Genomic DNA, 19,836 nt, shown 5'->3' with positions numbered 1-19,836 from the left:
AAATTTTTATGTGAACAAATGTCAGGTGAATTGTTTGTTTATGTTTTTGATTTTTATTATAAAAATTTACGTTAAAATTATTTTAGCTAACAGGTGTTCACTGGAATCATTCTCAGTTAGCATAGTCATGCGATGAATAATCATCTTTAGTTTTCCCGGAGTTTTGTATGGCGAGCAGACCATTAATCGCACAGGGATATTCGCTGGCTGAGGAAGTAGCCAACAGCATCAGCCACGGCATTGGCTTGGTGTTTGGGATTGTCGGTTTAGTGTTATTGCTGGTACAGGCGGTAGATACCAATGCCAGCGTGATGGCGATTACCAGCTATAGCCTGTATGGCGGAAGCATGATCCTGCTGTTCCTGGCGTCGACGCTCTATCACGCGATTCCGCATCAACGGGCCAAAATATGGCTCAAGAAATTTGACCACTGCGCTATCTATCTTCTGATTGCGGGTACCTATACGCCTTTCCTGCTGGTGGGGCTAAACTCACCGCTGTCGCGCGGCCTGATGATAGTTATCTGGAGCCTGGCACTGCTGGGGATCCTGTTTAAGCTGACGATTGCGCACCGGTTTAAGGTGTTGTCGCTTGTCACCTATCTGACGATGGGCTGGCTGTCACTGATTGTAGTGTATCAGCTGGCGATTAAGCTGGCGGTCGGCGGGGTAACGCTGCTGGCCGTGGGTGGCGTGGTGTACTCGCTGGGCGTTATTTTCTACGTCTGCAAGCGCATCCCGTACAATCATGCTATCTGGCACGGCTTTGTTCTGGGCGGCAGCGTATGCCACTTTTTGGCGATTTATTTGTACGTGGGGCAGGTGTAGTTTTTTCCACCGTGCGGGCGGTGGCCCTCTCCCACAGGGAGAGGGAGGACACCTGTCGACGATTACTCTTCCAGTGAATACGGCAGCGGCTCAATACTCAACGTATTGGCGTCGTCGCGCACGCGGAACACGCTGTCGGCTTCCATGTCGTTGTTCATGACGGCTTGAACCAAAAGACGGCCATCGTCCAGCTGTACGGCGGCTAACACGGTGCCGGTGCGGCGCCAGTTATCACCCATCTTCAGCTCTAAGTCTTCACCCGCTTCAGGTACACGGCTGGCATGGCCCGCCAGAGTCCACAGCGCACGTTTGTTTGCCCCACGGAATTTTGCACGCGCCACCATCTCCTGACCGGTGTAGCAGCCTTTTTTAAAGCTGATGCCCCCCAGCGCCTGCAGGTTAGTTGCCTGAGGAATAAACTGCGCGCTGTTGGCTGCGTCAATTACCGGCAGACCCGCTTCGATGTTCAGCGCCAGCCACTGCTGGCTGTTGTTGAGCTGCGCTTCGCCGCGCAGCGCATCGGTCACGCGTTCGGCGGTTGCGGCATCCGTGACTAACAGGAAGCGCTCTGCCGGGTGTTCAAACCACAGAATGGAGGTCGCGCCCTCGCTGACCACCTGTTTTTCTGCATCCGGCAGTTCAGCAAACAGGTTTTTCAGCGCTGCACGCGCCTGGAAGCCCGCCACGCCCAGCAGAACATGTTCGTCGTCCGGGGCGATGGTGACTTTGGAAAAGACTGCGTATTTTTTCAGCTCTTTGAGCTGCGCATCACGCAGGCTGCGGCGTTCGATAAAGGCAAATCCATCCTGACGGCGGAACAGACGCAAGTTGCTCCACATTTTGCCTTTAGGATCGCAGTGCGCGGCCAGCAGATGCTGGTGTTCAGTCATCTGCGCGACATCCGCGGTGACCTGACCCTGCAGGTATTTTTCGGCGTCAGCGCCGGAAAGGGTAGCCAGCGCCCAGTCATCAAGAGAAATAAGCGTCAGCGGCAGACGCGCAGAGGCGGCGGGCTGGCGAGGAGAAAATGGTGTAAATGCCATAACGATATCCTGAATTGCTTAACGCTTTGATAATGCCTAATGGTAAAAGAGCCTGCAGGCATTGCAAGCGCTTTCAGCAGACCATTTGTGCCATAAACCGGTTATGCGTAGCGCTAAGCAAAATAGTGTAATCCGCTGTCTTTGTAGGGAATATTCTGGAAGCCAGCTCGTCGATCGCAATATTCCAGTAATGAAACGGTCAAAAACACGTTACACTAGCTGGTGTCCCCGTAAAGAAATTAAGAACAGAGAACGGGGTACCGACTGTGCCAAACGTAATGCAGGAAACTGAACATGGATATTAACAACAAGGCCCGTATTCACTGGGCATGCCGTCGCGGCATGCGTGAACTTGATATTTCCATCATGCCTTTCTTCGAATATGAGTACGACAGCTTAAGCGATGATGATAAGCGTCTGTTTGTTCGGTTGCTTGAGTCTGACGATCCGGATTTATTCAACTGGCTGATGAACCACGGCAAACCCGCCGACACCGAGTTGCAACGGATGGTGCAATTAATTCAAACACGGAATCGGGAACGTGGTCCTGTGGCAATCTGATCTTCGCGTCTCGTGGCGTTCGCAGTGGATGTCTTTATTGCTCCACGGCCTGGTTGCGGCCATCGTGTTGCTGATGCCGTGGCCCCTGAGCTATACGCCGCTGTGGCTGCTGTTGCTGTCGTTTGTCGTTTTTGACAGCGTACGCAGCCAGCGTCGCATTAATGCGCGCCAGGGGGAAATCAAGTTACTGATGGACTCCCGCCTGCGCTGGCAGGGAAAAGAGTGGGATATTCTTGGTATGCCCTGGATGCTCAACTCCGGGATGATGTTACGGTTACGCAAGGTTGATGGCGGACGTTGCCAGCACCTGTGGCTGGCGGCTGACAGCATGGACGCGTCAGAATGGCGGGATCTGCGCCGGATGTTGCTGCAACAGCCGACGCAGGAGTAGGGGGCGTTAGCTAAATTTTTCTGCCATTTCGCCGAGGATCTGCTCGCACCAGGTCTGCAGGCGCTCGTCGCTGAGATCGTACTGATTGGTTTCATCCAGCGCGAGCCCAACAAACAGCTCGCCGTCGGCAATAATCGGTTTTTTACTGGTGAATTCATACCCTTCGGTTGGCCAGTAGCCGATAAACGTCGCCCCTTTTGGTGCCAGCTTGTCGTGCAGCATGCCGAGTGCGTCCAGGAACCATTCGCCGTAGCCCAACTGGTCACCCATGCCGTACATCGCAATAATTTTACCGTCGAAATTGACTGAATCGAGCTGATCCCAGATGGCTTCCCAGTCTTCCTGTATCTCCCCAAAATCCCAGGTTGGGATGCCGAGGATCAGCACATCGTACTGTTCCATCAGCGCGACCGCGTCATCTTTCAGGTTATGCAACGTCACCAGTTCCGGGCCAATGATGTCGCGAATTTTCTCTGCCGCCATCTCGGTGTAGCAGGTGCTGGAACCATAGAACAGACCAATATTCATCGCGTAACTATCTCAATTCATGCTTTGACATTGCGCGTAGTGTACCAGAAACCGGTCGCAATCAGGCATAATGGCCTGACTGCAAAATCAAAGGGGCTGATGTGGAAAAGGATCTCACACTCGTTGAACAGTTTCTCGACGCGCTGTGGCTGGAGAAAAATCTGGCTGAGAATACCCTCAGTGCCTACCGGCGCGATCTCTCCATGCTGGTGGAGTGGCTGGCGCGTCGGGAGCTATCGCTTGCAAGTGCGCAAAGCGACGACCTGCAGGCGCTGCTCGCTGAACGTGTAGAAGGGGGTTACAAAGCCACCAGCTCTGCACGCTTGCTCAGCGCAATGCGTCGGCTTTTCCAGCATCTCTACCGCGAGAAGATTCGCGGGGACGATCCCAGCGCGCTGCTGGCGTCCCCGAAACTCCCGCAGCGGCTGCCGAAAGATCTCAGCGAAGCACAAGTTGAGAGATTATTACAGTCACCGGCTGTTGACCTGCCGCTGGAGTTACGCGATAAAGCCATGCTTGAGTTATTGTATGCTACCGGCTTGCGCGTTTCGGAACTGGTTGGCCTGACGATGAGCGACATCAGCCTGCGTCAGGGCGTGGTGCGCGTCATCGGTAAAGGAAACAAGGAGAGGCTGGTGCCGCTGGGTGAAGAGGCGGTTTACTGGCTGGAGACGTACCTTGAGCATGGCCGTCCGTGGTTGCTTAATGGCGTGTCTATCGACGTCCTGTTTCCGAGCCAGCGCGCGCAGCAGATGACGCGGCAAACGTTCTGGCATCGCATCAAGCATTACGCCACACTGGCGGGTATCGACAGTGAAAAGCTCTCGCCGCACGTATTGCGTCACGCCTTCGCGACGCATTTGTTAAACCACGGCGCAGATTTACGCGTGGTGCAGATGCTGCTGGGACACAGCGATCTTTCAACGACGCAAATTTACACCCATGTCGCGACGGAACGCCTGCGGCAGCTACACCAACAGCACCACCCTCGTGCGTGAGTGCCGACAAATTGTAACAGGATCACATATGAAAAAGTCTTTCGCGCTGCTCACCCTGCTGGCAGCCTCATTTACCGGCTTCGCCCATGCGGACGACGCCGCTATCAAACAGTCTCTGGCTAAGCTTGGCGTCACCAGCAGCGACATCCAGCCTGCGCCGGTTGCCGGCATGAAAACGGTACTGACCAACAGCGGCGTGCTGTACGTCACCGAAGACGGCAAACACTTCATTCAGGGGCCGCTGTACGACGTGAGCGGCGCGCAGCCGGTGAACGTCACCAACCAGCTGCTGATGAAAAACCTTAATGCACTCGAAAAAGAGATGATCGTCTATAAAGCGGCGCAGGAAAAACACGTGATTACCGTCTTCACCGACATCACCTGCGGCTACTGCCACAAGCTGCATGAACAGATGAAAGACTACAACGCGCTGGGCATTACCGTGCGCTATCTGGCCTTCCCGCGCGCGGGCGTGCAGAGCCAGCCTGAACAGGACATGAAGGCGATCTGGTGTGCGAAAGACCGCAACAAAGCGTTTGATGACGCAATGAACGGCAAAGGCATTAAGCCTGCCTCCTGCGACATCGACATTGCTAACCACTACGCGCTGGGCGTGCAGTTTGGCGTGAGCGGTACGCCAGCGATTGTCCTGAGTAACGGCTATGTTGTTCCGGGTTATCAGGGACCAAAAGAGATGAAAGAGTTCCTCGACGCGCACCAGAAACAGTTTGGTGGTAAATAATTCGCGTGAAAGCCCCCATCAAATTGCGCCGCCGCGAGGCGGTTGAACCCGTTGATTTGCCGGACGATCTACCGGCGCTGCTGAAGCGCCTCTACGCCAGCCGCGGCGTGCGTCGCGCTGAGGATCTTGAGCGCAGCGTGAAAGGGATGTTGCCATGGCAGCAGCTGAACGGTATCGAGAAAGCTACCGAAATGCTCTACAACGCGCTTCGCGAGGGAACGCGCATTGTAGTGGTCGGGGATTTCGACGCCGACGGCGCAACCAGCACCGCGCTGAGCGTGCTCAGCCTGCGCGCGCTGGGCTGCGATAACGTCACGTATCTGGTGCCGAACCGCTTTGAAGACGGCTATGGCCTCAGCCCGGAAGTTGTCGATCAGGCCCACGCCCGCGGTGCGCAGATGATCATGACCGTAGACAACGGGATCTCCTCCCATGCGGGCGTCGATCATGCTCACGCTTTGGGGATCCCGGTGCTGGTCACCGATCACCACCTGCCCGGCGATACGCTCCCCGCAGCGGAAGCGATTATTAACCCCAACCTGCGCGACTGCGATTTTCCATCGAAATCTCTCGCCGGCGTGGGGGTGGCGTTTTATCTGATGCTGGCGTTACGGACCCTGCTGCGTGATAAGGGCTGGTTCGAATCCCGCGGTATTGCCATACCAAACCTGGCCGAATACCTCGACCTGGTGGCGCTGGGCACCGTAGCGGACGTGGTGCCTCTTGATGCCAATAACCGCATTTTGACCTGGCAGGGCTTAAGCCGCATTCGTGCGGGCAAGTGCCGCCCCGGAATTAAGGCGCTGCTGGAGATTGCCAACCGCGATCCGCTCAAGCTGGCGGCAAGCGACCTGGGCTTTGCCCTCGGGCCGCGTCTGAATGCTGCCGGCAGGCTGGACGATATGTCCGTCGGCGTGGCGCTGCTGCTGTGCGACAACATTGGCGAAGCGCGCGTACTGGCCAACGAGCTGGACGCCCTGAACCAGACCCGTAAAGAGATTGAGCAGGGGATGCAGGCCGAAGCGCTGACCCTGTGCGAAAAGCTCGAACGCAGCGGCGATACGCTGCCGGGCGGGCTGGCGATGTACCATCCTGAGTGGCATCAGGGCGTGGTTGGCATTCTGGCGTCGCGCATTAAAGAGCGCTTCCACCGCCCGGTGATTGCGTTTGCACCCGCGGGCGACGGCACGTTGAAAGGCTCTGGCCGTTCGATTCAGGGGCTGCACATGCGCGATGCGCTTGAGCGTCTGGATACGCTATACCCGGGTCTGATGATCAAGTTCGGCGGCCACGCGATGGCGGCTGGCTTGGCGCTGGATGAGGCGAAATTCGACGAGTTCCAGCGCCTGTTTGGCGAGCTGGTCACCGAGTGGATTGACCCGGCGCTTCTGCAGGGAGAGGTGGTCTCTGACGGTGAGCTGTCTGTCTCCGAAATGACGATGGACGTGGCGCAGATGCTGCGCGATGCCGGTCCATGGGGGCAGATGTTCCCGGAACCGCTGTTCGACGGGCGATTCCGCCTGCTGCAGCAGCGTATCGTCGGCGAACGTCACCTGAAAGTGATGGTCGAGCCCGTGGGCGGCGGACCGCTGCTGGACGGCATTGCTTTCAACGTTGATACCTCTATCTGGCCGGACAACGGCGTGCGCGAGGTCGAACTGGCGTACAAACTGGATATCAACGAGTTTCGCGGTAACCGCACCCTTCAGATCATCATCGACAATATCTGGCCAATTTAGCGGCAGTAATCTCTATAAAAAAGGGCGTGGATTCGGTACAATCCCGCTCTTATCACCGCATTTTGACAAGTCCATAAAAGAAAACAGACCATGTTTGAAATTAATCCGGTAAAAAACCGTATTCAGGACCTTACGGAGCGCTCCGACGTTCTTAGGGGGTATCTTTGACTACGATGCCAAGAAAGAGCGTCTTGAAGAAGTAAACGCCGAGCTGGAACAGCCGGACGTCTGGAACGAACCTGAACGCGCACAGGCGCTGGGGAAAGAGCGTTCCTCTCTCGAAGCTATCGTAGATACGCTGGATCAAATGGCCCAGGGGCTGGAAGACGTTTCCGGTTTGCTGGAGCTGGCCGTCGAAGCCGACGACGAAGAGACCTTTAACGAAGCCGTGGCAGAACTCGACGTACTGGAAGAGAAGCTGGCGCAGCTGGAATTCCGTCGCATGTTCTCCGGCGAATACGACAGCGCTGACTGCTATCTCGATATTCAGGCAGGGTCTGGCGGTACCGAAGCACAGGACTGGGCCAGCATGCTGACGCGTATGTACCTGCGTTGGGCAGAGGCGCGCGGCTTCAAAACCGAAATTATCGAAGAGTCTGAAGGTGAAGTGGCCGGTATTAAATCCGTCACCATCAAGATCATTGGCGATTACGCCTACGGCTGGCTGCGTACCGAAACCGGCGTTCATCGTCTGGTGCGTAAGAGTCCGTTTGACTCCGGTGGCCGTCGTCATACCTCCTTCAGCTCCGCGTTTGTTTACCCGGAAGTTGACGAAGATATCGATATCGAAATTAACCCGGCGGACCTGCGTATTGACGTTTACCGTGCTTCCGGCGCGGGTGGTCAGCACGTTAACCGTACGGAATCTGCGGTGCGTATTACCCACATTCCAACCGGGCTGGTAACACAGTGCCAGAACGACCGTTCCCAGCATAAGAACAAAGACCAGGCCATGAAGCAGATGAAAGCGAAGCTTTATGAGCTGGAGATGCAGAAGAAAAATGCTGAGAAACAGGCGATGGAAGATAACAAGTCCGACATCGGTTGGGGCAGCCAGATCCGTTCTTACGTCCTTGATGACTCCCGCATCAAAGACCTGCGTACCGGGGTTGAAACCCGCAACACGCAGGCGGTGCTGGACGGCAGCCTGGACCAATTTATCGAAGCAAGTTTGAAAGCAGGGTTATGAGGAACCAACATGTCTGAACAACAAGCACAGGGCGCTGACGCGGTAGTCGATCTTAACAACGAACTGAAAACCCGCCGCGAGAAGCTGGCAGCGCTGCGCGAGCAGGGCGTGCCGTTCCCGAACGATTTTCGTCGTGACCACACCTCAGACCAACTGCACGCTGACTTCGACGGTAAAGAGAACGAAGAGCTGGAAGCGCTGAACGTTGAAGTGGCCGTTGCAGGCCGCATGATGACCCGTCGTATCATGGGTAAAGCCTCTTTCGTGACCTTGCAGGACGTTGGCGGCCGTATTCAGCTGTACGTTTCCCGTGACGACCTGCCGGAAGGCATCTACAACGAGCAGTTCAAGAAGTGGGACCTGGGCGATATCCTGGGCGCGAAAGGTAAGCTGTTCAAAACCAAAACTGGTGAACTGTCTATCCACTGCACCGAGCTGCGTCTGCTGACCAAAGCCCTGCGCCCGCTGCCGGACAAGTTCCACGGCCTGCAGGATCAGGAAGCGCGCTACCGTCAGCGTTATCTGGATCTCATCTCTAACGATGAATCCCGTAAGACCTTCAAAATTCGCTCCCAGATCATGGCCGGTATCCGCCAGTTCATGGTGAACCGCGACTTTATGGAAGTGGAAACCCCGATGATGCAGGTGATCCCAGGCGGCGCGTCTGCGCGTCCGTTCATCACCCATCACAACGCCCTGGACCTGGACATGTACCTGCGTATCGCGCCGGAACTGTACCTGAAGCGTCTGGTGGTTGGTGGTTTCGACCGCGTATTCGAAATCAACCGTAACTTCCGTAACGAAGGTATCTCCGTTCGTCATAATCCAGAGTTCACCATGATGGAACTCTATATGGCGTATGCGGACTACAAAGATCTGATCGAGCTGACCGAGTCCCTGTTCCGTACCCTGGCTCAGGACATTCTGGGCACCACGCAGGTACCTTACGGTGAAGAAGTGTTCGACTTCGGCAAGCCGTTCGAAAAACTGACCATGCGCGAAGCGATCAAGAAATACCGTCCGGAAACCAACATGGCGGATCTGGATAACTTCGACTCTGCGAAAGCAATCGCTGAAAGCATCGGTATTAAAGTGGAGAAGAGCTGGGGTCTGGGCCGTATCGTGACCGAAATCTTCGAAGAAGTGGCGGAAGCACACCTGATTCAGCCGACCTTCATTACTGAATACCCGGCTGAAGTTTCTCCTCTGGCACGTCGTAATGACGAGAACCCGGAGATCACTGACCGCTTTGAATTCTTCATCGGCGGCCGTGAAATCGGCAACGGCTTTAGCGAGCTGAACGATGCAGAAGACCAGGCGCAGCGCTTCCAGGATCAGGTTGACGCGAAAGCGGCAGGCGACGATGAAGCGATGTTCTTCGATGAAGACTACGTGACCGCACTGGAGCACGGCCTGCCACCAACTGCAGGTCTGGGTATTGGTATCGACCGTATGGTTATGCTGTTCACCAACAGCCACACCATCCGTGACGTTATCCTGTTCCCGGCGATGCGTCCGGTGAAATAAGGCGTTAAGATGTGAAAAAGCCCCGAAAGGGGCTTTTTTATTGCGCCGCGAACGCTCTCAGAGCCTCTCGTGCGGTGGTTGCTTCCAGCACCATCCACGGGCTAAAGCTCCAGGGCGCGGCGTCCAGCGCGCGGAATAACGACTCCAGCCTGACCCATTCAAATTCCATTACTTCATCGTGATTAATACACAGTTCGCTGGTAACGCGTGCCGCGAAGACCGGGCAAATTTCGTTTTCCACGATGCCGGAAGGATCGGTTTCACGGTAGCGAAACTCGGAGGCGACAGGCGTAATCGCGGTGATTTCAGCACCGACTTCATAGCGGCAGCGGCGGATAATCGCCTCTTCCGTCTTTTCACCGGATTGAGGGTGCCCGCAGACGGAGTTCGTCCAGACGCCCGGCCAGGCTTTTTTGCTTAACGCGCGTCGTGTGACCAGACATTCGCCTTCGGCGTTAAAGAGCCAGGATGAGAACGCCAGGTGCAGAGGGGTTTGGGCAGTATGCGCGGCGTACTTCTCCTGAGTGCCAATCACCATTCCCTGGTCATTTACCAAAATAACGTGTTCTTGAATACTCATTCATGCTCCAGTGCCAACGATGCGGATGGTTTTGCACCATCAGCAGGGAACATTATACGGCATTCTTATACGAACGGTTTGTCTCCTGGAGCGGAAAAGGGCTGACCCATATCTCTCCGGGCTGGTATCATAGTGCGCCATTCACGCTGACCGAGGATCTGTTTTGTTTGCAGGAAGCCTGACGAGAAACCCCATCATCGCCATCTTTTGCCTGACGCTGACGCTATTCCTGGCAGGCTGTTCAGGGAGCAAATCATCGGATATGGGTAGCTATTCCGGTTCGGTTTATACCGTTAAGCGCGGGGATACGCTGTACCGGATTTCGCGCGCAACGGGGACCAGCGTGAAGGATCTGGCGCGCCTGAATAACATCTCTCCGCCGTACACCATCGAAGTGGGACAAAAGCTGAAGGTGAACGGCAGTTCGTCCTCGGGCAAAAAATCTTCATCGAAAGGCAAAACCGCCAAAGTGACGCCGTCCTATCAGGTACCGCAATCGTCATGGCCGCCGGTTGGACAGCGCTGCTGGATTTGGCCTGCCAGCGGTAAAGTTGTTGCTCCTTACTCACTCTCTGAAGGTGGTAACAAGGGTATTGATATCGCCGCTGCGCGCGGTACGCCGGTTTATGCCTCCGGGGCAGGGAAGGTGGTTTACGTCGGTAACCAGCTGCGCGGCTACGGTAACCTGATCATGATTAAGCACGGCGAAGACTACATCACGGCCTATGCGCATAACGAAACGATGCTGGTCAACAACGGGCAGAACGTGAAGGCGGGGCAAAAGATTGCCACGATGGGCAGCACGGGAACGGACTCGGTGAAGCTGCATTTCCAGATTCGCTATAAAGCGACGGCCATCGATCCGCAGCGTTATCTTCCTGCGCCAGGCAGCAAACCGAAGTGCTAAGTGATTATTTAATCGCCATTTAGTAGTGAAGAGGCTTGTATGAAAAGGCGTAAGGTCTATAATGCCTTACGCACCTCAAAGCGGGCGTAGTTCAATGGTAGAACGAGAGCTTCCCAAGCTCTATACGAGGGTTCGATTCCCTTCGCCCGCTCCATATCTCTCCCCTTGTTGCAAAACACCACCCAAAATTGGCTTAAATGTGTTTCGCTATCAACAAGTTACTTAACATACGTTGTCTGTTATCGTTCAACAATTGAACGACGTTTACCAATAAGAGGTATGATCTGCTGCCCCCTGAATTAACCAGACAGGTCTTGTATCGTTCAGCGATATACCGGCAGTACAATTACGTTGCCTTTTAATTAAACAAGGATGTGCTTTGCTAATTACAGATTATGGCTCTTTCATGGTGCGCTTTTGCAGGCACCATGATCTTTTTGATTACGTGAATATGCAGCCCTGAATGTGTATTCAGAACCGATATTACCCCACTGGTGTTTATTAGGCATGAAGTTAGTGTGTTACTTCCGCTCAGATACCCTAACCGAAAGCGTGCTGTGTTTCAGGATAGCGTTAATCGAGACGCGTCTTGTTTCTAATCACAGCCGATACTGAGAGGATATACAACATAATAAAGAGTAATGCCGTGTGTTTATTGCCTGTTGGTGTAGCGCATATGTTGATCATGTGCGCTACACAATTTTTTAATCCTGTTTTGAACATCGAACTGCCATCCAGCATTCATGCCGAATAGCAGACCGACACTCCTGTAGATTATCCCTTAATTTTTAGCTCCTTAATTCTGAAATCATTCCCCATACTTGCTGTAACATGGCTGACTACCGCGAGTTCAGCCTGACTGCCCGCGGCTTTGAATTTTCCACTAAGGGTTACCCATTCATTCGCCTGCTTCAGCTCCAGCGGTGCGGAGATGTCTTTGCCATCTGCACGGAGAGAAATTTTTGGCGCTTCATATTTTCCAATAATGCGCGCAGCTTTCAGCGTCCAGGTATATTCATGCCCGGCAGTCAGACCTGTCAGCGTCTTTTTGAGGATCTCTCCGGCATGATTTTTATTGGGCTTGGTAATAAACTCGACGGCGCGGGCGCTGGCGTCAACCAGGTAAAGATCGTGCCCGGCAGGTCCCGCCTGCCAGCTATTCCAGTTATCACGTTCAAAGTTGGTTAAATCTTCAAACGGTGCTGTCGTCGCTGTAATATCCGCCTCGCGATACACTTCAACGCTGAATTCGCCCGAGTTGTCTTTGTACTGGTCTTTACCATCGGCATAAATCAGCGTCAGAATACCTTCAGCAGGAATTGACCAGCGATATTTATGGTTGCCAACCGGATATGTTTCACTCCCAATCCGTGCCAGAAGTGAAGGATTGCGTATCGTTAGCGGTTCGCCCTCTCTGGGAATACGTCCCTGTGGCGCGGTCAGAGCAAAAGTTTCGCTACCATTTTTGGCCCAGCCATCGGCCAGAATCGTAATGATCTCCCCTCGTTTGAGGGAAAGGCCTGTATTTATCCCTTCGGCACTTTTTGCATCAACTTTTCCTGACCAGATTAAATTTGCGCTCATGTCTGACTCCTGTGAGAGTGGCGTACAATTTCGCCATTGAAAGATAGTCCTTGCGAAATGAGTTTTTTAATGACTCACATCGGCTAACAGCCTGATAAAGCGAATAAATGAATCTATATGTATTACACTTTACGCATATTCATTTCCGGAATGTTTTCGGCTCGAAAGAGAATAGTCAGGCTGTATATACAATTCAAAAGCTGGAACGGCCTGTTTTGGCTTGATATTTCCTAATTATTTAAAAAACAACAAATATTTGTTGTTTTATTAGGAATAATCTTAATGAGGTGATGTGTAAGAAGAAAAGATTGTTCAGGTTTTAATAGTCTTTTCTCCCCAGTGTTTTCATAGGTATTAGAGCAAGCACCAACAAATATCAGTTACCTATTACCGACGTTCTTGATGGGAAATTCAAAAATAAACAAAGTTTTTTTTTACTCATGTTTTTCTATCTGATATCACTTCCCCCTCATACTTGTCTGATCAATGACTGTTGTAGTCTATACTGGCCATTACCCAACGCTAAAAGGCTGTGTTATGAATATTTTACCTCCTGTTCGGCCTGAACAATCCATTGAACGTTTGACGGCGATCCTTGAGCCAATCGCAGAGAAAGTGAAGCTCGCGCCGCGCAAGCGGATCACCTGGAAACACAAAGGCCACCAGCAGATGTACCTTTTTCAGGACGGGGAGCTTTCGCTGCTGCGGGCCTCTGATGGACTGCTCTTAGTGACCGTTTTCGAGCCTCATCTGTTCGGCATTGCCGAGATGATCCAGCCGACACAAGGGCATATTTTACGTGCAGAAAGAGAGTCTATAATTTTACGTGCTGATGCAGATGAAGCAGCTGCGCTATTTCGTGAAAAGGGCGTCTGGGAAGACGTTGCGGCCTTACTGTCGTATCATACGGCGTATCTGATTTATCGTGATGCGCAGGTCGTGCAGCAACGTACCTATTCCGTGATTCGTAGCTATCTGCAGGAAATGATATTACTTCCCGAAGAGGCGCGTATGCGGACGAGCATTCTGGAATATATTCAGGATCGTACGCTTCTTTCACGCAGCAGCATTCTCAACGTATTATCGGCGCTTAAGCAAGGTCAATATATTGCGTTTAAGCGCGGCGGTTATTTACTGGAAGTGGGAAATTTACCTGAGTCGTTCTAAAATTTAAAATTAAACAGAAAAGCATTTCACGTTGTTCTCGTTTGTCTATATCGTTTGCTCACTGAAAATATTTAGCAGAGTAAACGGGATTTGTATGAAGAAGACACTTTTTGCATTAATTATTGCTAACGCGTTCACTGCAACGGCTGCATTTGCAGCTGCGGATACAGGTACATGGTATAGCGGGGCTAAATTTGGCTGGTCACACTATTTTGACGCCAGCACAGGTTCTAAAGCGAGCGATAATAACAATGGCTCAAGCCAGTATAATATCGATCATGATAACGTCGGCGGTGGGGTTTACGCTGGCTATCAGATGACACCCTGGCTCGCAGTAGAAGGTGGTTATGATTATTTAGGAAATATGCAGATGAAAGGCAACCATAGTGCGGGCGCACAAATGAAAAGCCAGGGGCTGCAGATGTCCTTAAAAGCAAGCTATGCCGTGACCGACAGCTGGGATATCTATGGGCGTGCCGGGGCGATGGCGTATCGCGCAGAATCTGATGTAAGTGGTCACAATCGTTTTGATACAGGCATTCGCCCGCTTGCCGCAGTGGGGACGGAGTATGCGTTCAACAAAAATTTGGCTGGCCGCCTGGAATATCAATGGGTAAGCAATGTGGGTAACGCCAACCAGATTGGCGTCAGCAGCGACGTAAGCTCCGTAACGGCAGGCCTGACATGGCGATTCGGACAGCACGATTAATCGTTGTTAGCCTCTCAATTAAAAAAGCCCAGCTGCTCAGCAGTTGGGCTTTTTGGCATTTAAGTGACTAAAGGCTGAAGGGCAAGTTTAATCTTTTGCAGACCGGTAACATTTTTATCTTTCAGGTATTGCTGATTAATCATTTCCAGCTGTTCCAGTTTTGTCAGCGAGGCGTAGACCGGCTGAACGGGGCTGTCTTCGGTGAAAATATCCTTCGCGGTGGCGTGCTGTAAATACCGTGATTTCAGCTGTGTTGCTATTTTATTTATCTGTATTTTATTTTCTTCATAAAGTGCTGCAATATGTGATGCCGGAACGGCAGGCGGTTTTTCTCCCGGTAAAACTAGCGGGACCTGCAGATGGTGTATTTGTTCAACCTTATCTGGCTCAGAAGCGCTGCACGCGGTTAATAAATTGAGGCTGAGCAGAGTCAGTAATAATGGGCGTGTCTTCATGGGTAACTCATGTTAAATAAGCAGAGCGGACATTATCGTAAACGACAGGCTCATCTTCAGATTAAACTTGTTTAATTTTAAACATCTCACCGGGGATACTCAGTAACAGAATGTCGGATCACGCTTAATGCGTAAAACAGCCTGTATGCGCACCCACCGATGTACGCAGGGGGACGCAATCCGGCGAGAAGTGTTGCGAACTGGCTTTTCGTTTTCAGCGTGATAGCTATCGGGATCCCATAAGGCTATGCTTCATTCAGCACGAGAATAATTACAGAGGCAATGTCATGGATAAAGAACTACTGGATGCAGGCTACCGGGCCTATACCGGCGAGAAAATTGACGTTTACTTCAACACCGGGATCTGCAAACACTCCGGTAACTGCGTGCGTGGGAGCGCAAAGCTGTTTAATCTGAAGCGTAAGCCGTGGATTGTTCCTGATGAAGTGGACGTGGAAACGGTTGTACGCGTGATTGATACCTGCCCGAGCGGTGCGCTGAAGTACCGCCAAAAATAAGCGAGGAACCATGGATATTCTGGAAGGCCACAACAAGTTTTACGTGAACGATGCGAACGGCAATCAGGTCGCTGAGATTGTCTTCGTGCCGACCGGCGAACACCTGAGCATTATTGAGCATACCGATGTCGATCCGAGCCTGAAGGGGCAGGGTGTGGGCAAGCAGCTGGTGGCGAAAGTGGTTGAGAAGATGCGCGGTGAGAACCGCAAAATTATCCCGCTGTGCCCGTTTGCGAAGCATGAATTTGATAACACGCGGGAATATGACGATATTCGGGCGTAAAACACACCGGCGATGGCCGGTGTTTTTTTATCTCATCTGTTCAAACAGCAATATCAACGCGATCATCACCATTATCCCGCCCGATGCCATGCTCACCAGACGCGCCGCCTGTGGCCGGGTCGCCAGCACCGCTCTCGAACCATACCCCACCAGCAGATAGACCAGCGTGCAGGTGATCAGGTGCATCACGCCAAGCGCGGACATCTGCATCGCTATCGACCAGCTTCCGGCAGGGTCTGTAAACTGCGGAAGCAGCGCCAGAAAAAGCAAAAAAACTTTCGGGTTAAGGCCGCTAATGCAGAGCCCTTTCACCGCCCACTGTTTCCAGTTTCCCGCGTGGTGGGTGGCCTTTTCCGGCGCGGCGGGATGACGTAATAGCGTAATGCCAAGCCACAGGAGATACACGGCCCCCGCAATGGTCAGCCCGGTTAGCGCCAGAGGATGTTGAGCAATCAGTACGCCTACGCCAGCCACCACGATCAGCGTGGCTAACAGATGCCCTGACATCAACCCCATCACCGCCGGCACCACGCGCCGCCCGTTAATCCCGGCGCTAATGGCGTAGGCCCAGTCGGCGCCAGGCGTCATGATGAGCAGAAACGAAACCACCCAAAAGCCGGCCACAATACTCATTTCCATCGTCCTGAAGACTCCTGCAGTGCGTCAAAGTTGAGAAAAAGAATATCGCTAACCCTGCGAAATAGGCTTTCAATGTTATGCTCATAACACCGTCAAAATGAGAAAATCTTCCACATGGATAGCATTGATCGAAAAATTCTTGCGGAGCTGCAGTCCGATGGCCGCTTATCCCTTACCGAGCTGGCTGAACGGGTGAATCTGAGCCTTTCACCGTGCCATCGTCGCGTCCGGGCGCTGGAGCAAAGCGGGGCCATAACGGGATACCGTGCCAGCCTTGACCCCGCCAAAATGGGCTTTAACTTTCTGGCGATAGTGTTTGCGACGCTAAAAGAGGGTGACCGAAAGGCGGTAAGCGCGTTTGAAGAGGCGGTAGAAGAGATCCCACAGATCGTGCTGGCACAGCGTCTGTTTGGCGATCCGGATTATCTGATGCACGTTGTGACCCGCGACCTGTCGGCCTTTCAGAAACTCTATGACGAGAAACTCTCCGCCATGCCTGGCGTGCAGCACCTTCGCTCTACGCTTGTCATGAAAACGGTAGTGCAGGACAGACCTTTTCCGCTGGAGTCAGCAGGGCGAGACTGAGAGGCATGCCCGACAGAATGTCGGGCATGAGTATGTTTAGCCCACAAACATCACCGACACGCATAGCACGCCGACGATCAGTGTCAGCAGGCTGCCAATGGAACGGTATTGTTTCAGGGAGGGGATCAGATACGTCGACAACGTCGGCATGATAAACAAAATCATGGCGATAAGTGGACCGCTGATGGCGTAAATCATCGAAATGGCGTTCGGGTTAATGCAGCAGACGGCAAAGGTGATTAACGACACCCCCATAATGGAAAGCGCGCGGTTGAAGGCGCGGCTTTTTTTTACGCCGATCTGATTTAGCGACGACTTCACGATCTCCGTCGCCCCTTCAATCACCCCAAAATAGGTGCCGAGGAACGATTTCGACATCGCAACAATCGCCACCACAATGCCGGAAATGCCCAGCCACGCCGGTGAAGAAGGCATCATCGACAGCGCGGACAGGATCGTTACCCCTTGCTCTTTGGCGGCTACAATATACGACGGTGGAATAGAGAGCAGGCAGCTGAAGACAAAGAACAGCACGCTCAGGCAGATGATCAGGTACGCCACCTTCATGATTTTCTTGCATTTATCCATGGCGCCGTCGGCAAATTTCTCGCGACGGTCAACGGCAAATGTGGAGATAATCGGGGTATGGCTGAACGCAAACACCATCACCGGAATCGAAATCCAAACCTGGTGCAGCGTATGGCGATCGACGGCCATCTGGCTGGTCAGCAGCGAGGGTTGCCAGCTGCCGATCAGGTAGAGCGAGACAAACAGGAAATAGGCAATCAGCGGAAACACCAGGAAGCCCATCACTTTTATTGTGATATGCCGTCCCATCAGGAAGATCAGATTCAGAACCAGCACCACGCCCAGGCTGACCAGCACGCGAACGACGGTATCCACCGCCAGGTGTTTCGCCAGCTGTTCGGTTAACGAGTTGGTGATGGCCACCGCATATATCTGCACCACCACAAAGAAGGCGATGAAATAGAGCGTGGTGATCAGGTTGCCAATCTTCTTACCATAGTAGTGGGAGACGGCGCCGGTGATCCCTTCATTACCTTTTGTTTTTGAAGAGAGAATAAATTGCGTCAGCGCCCGGTGCGGCCAGTAGGTTAACGGATAGGCCACAAGGGCGGTGATAAACAGGACAATAGCGCCTGCGGAGCCCAGCTGAATGGGCAAGAACAGCGTTCCTGCGCCCACGGCCGTGCCATAGAGAGCGAAACTCCAGAGAGTCTCATCTTTTGACCAAATTTTCGACATTAGAGCAACGTTTCAACTAACAAACCATCAGAATGGCGTGCAATTTACCATAGTTATGCCTGAAGAGCGCAGTTGCTTCGACGGAGTTTGGCCGGAACGGGCGTCCGGCCAGCGTGAGTTTAGCCTGCCAGAGCGCGTCGTTGCTGGCGGCGCTTAAGAAATTTCTCGCGCAGGTTATCGTATGCCCAGTTATAGAACATGGTGTACGGCAGGAAGAACAGGAAGAAACCTATTTCCAGCGTGAATGCCTGAAGCAAGGTCACGCCCAGCACGGCGGCGACAATCGACACGCCAATCACAATAAACCCACATTCGAACCCCAGCGCGTGCAGCGCACGCACTTTTGCCGTACGTTTTACGCGCTGGACAGGCCAGAAACGGTCGAAGCCGAAGTTATAGATAATGTTCCAGAGCATGGCGGTGGTAGCCAGGATAATGGTTAACCCGCCCATCTCCACCACGGAGCGCTGCATCAGCCACGCCGCCGTGGGGGCGAGAATTGCCGTGGCAATCCCTTCGAAACAGACAGCGTGAAAGATCCGCTCCGGCAGCTTACGTTGGAGTACATCCTGGTGTTGCATAGTGTAGACCTCATTAATTCGCCGGTATGGGCGTTGATGCAGCCTATTTTTATCGCTAAAGCTGATATATTAAAGATGGTGTCCATCGATAAAGTAGATAGGTTATGCGCTATTCACCTGAAGCCCTTACCGCGTTTGTTGAGACCGTTGCGGCAGGCTCTTTCTCTGCTGCCGCGCGCCGGCTGCGTAAAAGCCAGTCGACGATCAGCACCTCCATTGCCAATCTTGAGGTCGATCTGGGTTTCGAACTGTTTGACCGCTCGGCGCGGCAGCCGGTGCTAACGGTCCTGGGGGAACAGGTGCTGGGCTACGTGCAGGCCATCCTCGCCGCCAGCACGCGGCTTGATGAGCTGGCGGTGTCGTTAACGGCACGAACCGAAGCGCGTTTGACGTTTGTCCTTTCCGATACCCTCAACCCGGACGTGCTGGAAGATCTGATGAAGCAGTTTGACGCCCGCTTTCCCCATACGGAATTCGAATGTCTGATTGGCGAGGAAGAAGACGTGATCGATCTGCTGCAAAAGGAGCGCGCGCAGGTGGGTCTGACGGAAGCGCGAGACAGTTATCCTACGGATATTGGCGCCACCCGGCTGCCGGTGCAGACCCGAATGGCGATATATGTCGCGACCACGCATCCGCTCGCCGGGCAACACGAGGTGCAGAGCGACGAGCTGCACGGCTGGCGGGAGCTGAGGCTCAGCACCTACCTTGAGCGCGAGGCTGAGATTGCTCGGGGGCCCGTCTGGTCAGCGCCGAACTACCTGTTACTGCTGAGTATGGCCGTCCAGGGTTTCGGCTGGTGCGTGCTGCCGTGCGCGCTGGTGGATGAATTCGCCGCGGCGAAATCGCTGGTACAGCTCAATGTTCCCGGCTGGCCAAGGGCGATCGGCATCGATTTGCTGTGGAATAAACGATCCCCGCCCGGCGTTGCCGGAAGCTGGCTGCGGCAGTATTTGCAGGATGCGCGCTAATCCTTGTGATTAAACTCACTATTTTTAAACAATTAAGATAATTGCC

At 53.3% G+C, this 19,836-nt stretch carries 23 protein-coding genes and 1 tRNA gene; 16 read left to right on the top strand and 8 right to left on the bottom strand.

Annotated elements, in window-relative coordinates; all coding sequences use genetic code 11:
* The first annotated feature begins 167 nt into the window (after positions 1-167).
* Complete coding sequence (locus tag V1603_RS22610; protein WP_192982607.1) at positions 168-827, top strand: hemolysin III family protein; 660 nt, start codon at positions 168-170, stop codon at positions 825-827.
* Positions 828-889: 62 nt separating this feature from the next.
* On the opposite strand, the gene ygfZ is transcribed toward V1603_RS22610, so the two are convergent.
* Entirely contained in the window at positions 890-1,870 is a 981-nt protein-coding gene (ygfZ, locus tag V1603_RS22605) for a tRNA-modifying protein YgfZ (RefSeq protein WP_116341899.1), read from the bottom strand.
* Between the two features lie 294 nt (positions 1,871-2,164).
* On the opposite strand from ygfZ, the gene sdhE reads away from it, so the two are divergent.
* Positions 2,165-2,431, top strand: a complete 267-nt coding sequence (gene sdhE, locus V1603_RS22600) for an FAD assembly factor SdhE (protein WP_010435322.1) — start codon at positions 2,165-2,167, stop codon at positions 2,429-2,431.
* Positions 2,412-2,822, top strand: a complete 411-nt coding sequence (locus tag V1603_RS22595; protein WP_116341897.1) for a protein YgfX — start codon at positions 2,412-2,414, stop codon at positions 2,820-2,822. The genes sdhE and V1603_RS22595 overlap by 20 nt, the downstream gene beginning before the upstream one ends.
* Before the next feature lie 6 nt (positions 2,823-2,828).
* Here V1603_RS22595 and fldB read toward each other — a convergent pair whose 3' ends face one another.
* Positions 2,829-3,350: a flavodoxin FldB gene (gene fldB, locus V1603_RS22590; protein ID WP_116341895.1), complete on the bottom strand. Its 522-nt coding sequence runs from the start codon at positions 3,348-3,350 to the stop codon at positions 2,829-2,831.
* Positions 3,351-3,451: 101 nt separating this feature from the next.
* On the opposite strand from fldB, the gene xerD reads away from it, so the two are divergent.
* From xerD to lysS, 5 genes are all read left to right on the top strand, one after another.
* Positions 3,452-4,348: a site-specific tyrosine recombinase XerD gene (gene xerD, locus V1603_RS22585; protein ID WP_116341893.1), complete on the top strand. Its 897-nt coding sequence runs from the start codon at positions 3,452-3,454 to the stop codon at positions 4,346-4,348.
* A gap of 28 nt (positions 4,349-4,376) precedes the next feature.
* Positions 4,377-5,090, top strand: a complete 714-nt coding sequence (dsbC, locus tag V1603_RS22580; RefSeq protein ID WP_116341891.1) for a bifunctional protein-disulfide isomerase/oxidoreductase DsbC — start codon at positions 4,377-4,379, stop codon at positions 5,088-5,090.
* 5 nt (positions 5,091-5,095) lie between these two features.
* Positions 5,096-6,829: a single-stranded-DNA-specific exonuclease RecJ gene (recJ, locus tag V1603_RS22575; RefSeq protein WP_395313291.1), complete on the top strand. Its 1,734-nt coding sequence runs from the start codon at positions 5,096-5,098 to the stop codon at positions 6,827-6,829.
* 90 nt (positions 6,830-6,919) lie between these two features.
* Positions 6,920-8,018, top strand: a protein-coding gene (gene prfB / locus V1603_RS22570; protein WP_096059326.1) for a peptide chain release factor 2 whose coding sequence is annotated in 2 segments (ribosomal slippage) — positions 6,920-6,994 and positions 6,996-8,018 — 1,098 coding nt in all. Because the reading frame shifts where the segments join, the coding sequence is not laid out codon by codon here.
* A 9-nt stretch (positions 8,019-8,027) separates the two neighbouring features.
* A complete protein-coding gene (gene lysS / locus V1603_RS22565; RefSeq protein WP_061097156.1) occupies positions 8,028-9,545 on the top strand; it encodes a lysine--tRNA ligase in 1,518 nt (505 codons plus the stop codon).
* Positions 9,546-9,582: 37 nt separating this feature from the next.
* On the opposite strand, the gene idi is transcribed toward lysS, so the two are convergent.
* Entirely contained in the window at positions 9,583-10,125 is a 543-nt protein-coding gene (idi, locus tag V1603_RS22560; protein WP_116341887.1) for an isopentenyl-diphosphate Delta-isomerase, read from the bottom strand.
* 163 nt (positions 10,126-10,288) lie between these two features.
* Between idi and actS the strand changes: the two genes are divergently transcribed.
* Both actS and V1603_RS22550 read left to right on the top strand, forming a co-directional pair.
* Complete coding sequence (gene actS / locus V1603_RS22555) at positions 10,289-11,032, top strand: amidase activator ActS (RefSeq protein WP_116341885.1); 744 nt, start codon at positions 10,289-10,291, stop codon at positions 11,030-11,032.
* Positions 11,033-11,112: 80 nt separating this feature from the next.
* Positions 11,113-11,186: transfer RNA gene (locus V1603_RS22550), tRNA-Gly, on the top strand.
* Positions 11,187-11,806: 620 nt separating this feature from the next.
* Here V1603_RS22550 and V1603_RS22545 read toward each other — a convergent pair.
* Complete coding sequence (locus tag V1603_RS22545) at positions 11,807-12,616, bottom strand: LecA/PA-IL family lectin (RefSeq protein WP_395313290.1); 810 nt, start codon at positions 12,614-12,616, stop codon at positions 11,807-11,809.
* 537 nt (positions 12,617-13,153) lie between these two features.
* Here V1603_RS22545 and V1603_RS22540 point away from each other — a divergent pair.
* Positions 13,154-13,783 carry a helix-turn-helix domain-containing protein gene (locus V1603_RS22540; protein ID WP_116341877.1) on the top strand — a complete coding sequence of 210 codons (630 nt, stop codon included), beginning with the start codon at positions 13,154-13,156 and terminating at the stop codon, positions 13,781-13,783.
* A 94-nt stretch (positions 13,784-13,877) separates the two neighbouring features.
* Entirely contained in the window at positions 13,878-14,492 is a 615-nt protein-coding gene (locus V1603_RS22535) for an outer membrane beta-barrel protein (RefSeq protein ID WP_302221267.1), read from the top strand.
* A gap of 59 nt (positions 14,493-14,551) precedes the next feature.
* Here V1603_RS22535 and V1603_RS22530 read toward each other — a convergent pair whose 3' ends face one another.
* The gene (locus V1603_RS22530; protein ID WP_395313289.1) at positions 14,552-14,947 is read right to left on the bottom strand and encodes a hypothetical protein; all 396 of its coding nucleotides are present in this window, start codon (positions 14,945-14,947) and stop codon (positions 14,552-14,554) included.
* 287 nt (positions 14,948-15,234) lie between these two features.
* Here V1603_RS22530 and yjdI point away from each other — a divergent pair, with 287 nt between their 5' ends.
* Both yjdI and V1603_RS22520 read left to right on the top strand, forming a co-directional pair.
* Entirely contained in the window at positions 15,235-15,465 is a 231-nt protein-coding gene (yjdI, locus tag V1603_RS22525) for a 4Fe-4S mono-cluster protein YjdI (protein WP_032660181.1), read from the top strand.
* A gap of 10 nt (positions 15,466-15,475) precedes the next feature.
* Complete coding sequence (locus tag V1603_RS22520) at positions 15,476-15,748, top strand: GNAT family N-acetyltransferase (RefSeq protein ID WP_013098585.1); 273 nt, start codon at positions 15,476-15,478, stop codon at positions 15,746-15,748.
* A 27-nt stretch (positions 15,749-15,775) separates the two neighbouring features.
* On the opposite strand, the gene V1603_RS22515 is transcribed toward V1603_RS22520, so the two are convergent.
* A complete protein-coding gene (locus V1603_RS22515) occupies positions 15,776-16,387 on the bottom strand; it encodes a LysE family translocator (protein ID WP_192982593.1) in 612 nt (203 codons plus the stop codon).
* Positions 16,388-16,501: 114 nt separating this feature from the next.
* Between V1603_RS22515 and V1603_RS22510 the strand changes: the two genes are divergently transcribed.
* Positions 16,502-16,972: an Lrp/AsnC family transcriptional regulator gene (locus tag V1603_RS22510; protein WP_061097185.1), complete on the top strand. Its 471-nt coding sequence runs from the start codon at positions 16,502-16,504 to the stop codon at positions 16,970-16,972.
* 36 nt (positions 16,973-17,008) lie between these two features.
* On the opposite strand, the gene V1603_RS22505 is transcribed toward V1603_RS22510, so the two are convergent.
* Both V1603_RS22505 and V1603_RS22500 read right to left on the bottom strand, forming a co-directional pair.
* Positions 17,009-18,238, bottom strand: a complete 1,230-nt coding sequence (locus V1603_RS22505) for an amino acid permease (protein ID WP_233002864.1) — start codon at positions 18,236-18,238, stop codon at positions 17,009-17,011.
* Between the two features lie 119 nt (positions 18,239-18,357).
* Positions 18,358-18,819, bottom strand: coding sequence for a multidrug/biocide efflux PACE transporter (locus V1603_RS22500; protein ID WP_116341865.1), 462 nt, complete (start codon positions 18,817-18,819; stop codon positions 18,358-18,360).
* A gap of 104 nt (positions 18,820-18,923) precedes the next feature.
* On the opposite strand from V1603_RS22500, the gene V1603_RS22495 reads away from it, so the two are divergent.
* Entirely contained in the window at positions 18,924-19,790 is an 867-nt protein-coding gene (locus V1603_RS22495; protein WP_395313288.1) for a LysR family transcriptional regulator, read from the top strand.
* Positions 19,791-19,836 lie beyond the last annotated feature (46 nt).

The sequence above is a fragment of the Enterobacter sp. ECC-219 genome, from assembly GCF_043966805.1.
GTDB classification, from domain to species: domain Bacteria; phylum Pseudomonadota; class Gammaproteobacteria; order Enterobacterales; family Enterobacteriaceae; genus Enterobacter; species Enterobacter cloacae_N.
The sequence above is the reverse complement of the archived record's forward strand: the minus strand, read 5'-3'. Positions and strand labels throughout refer to the sequence as shown.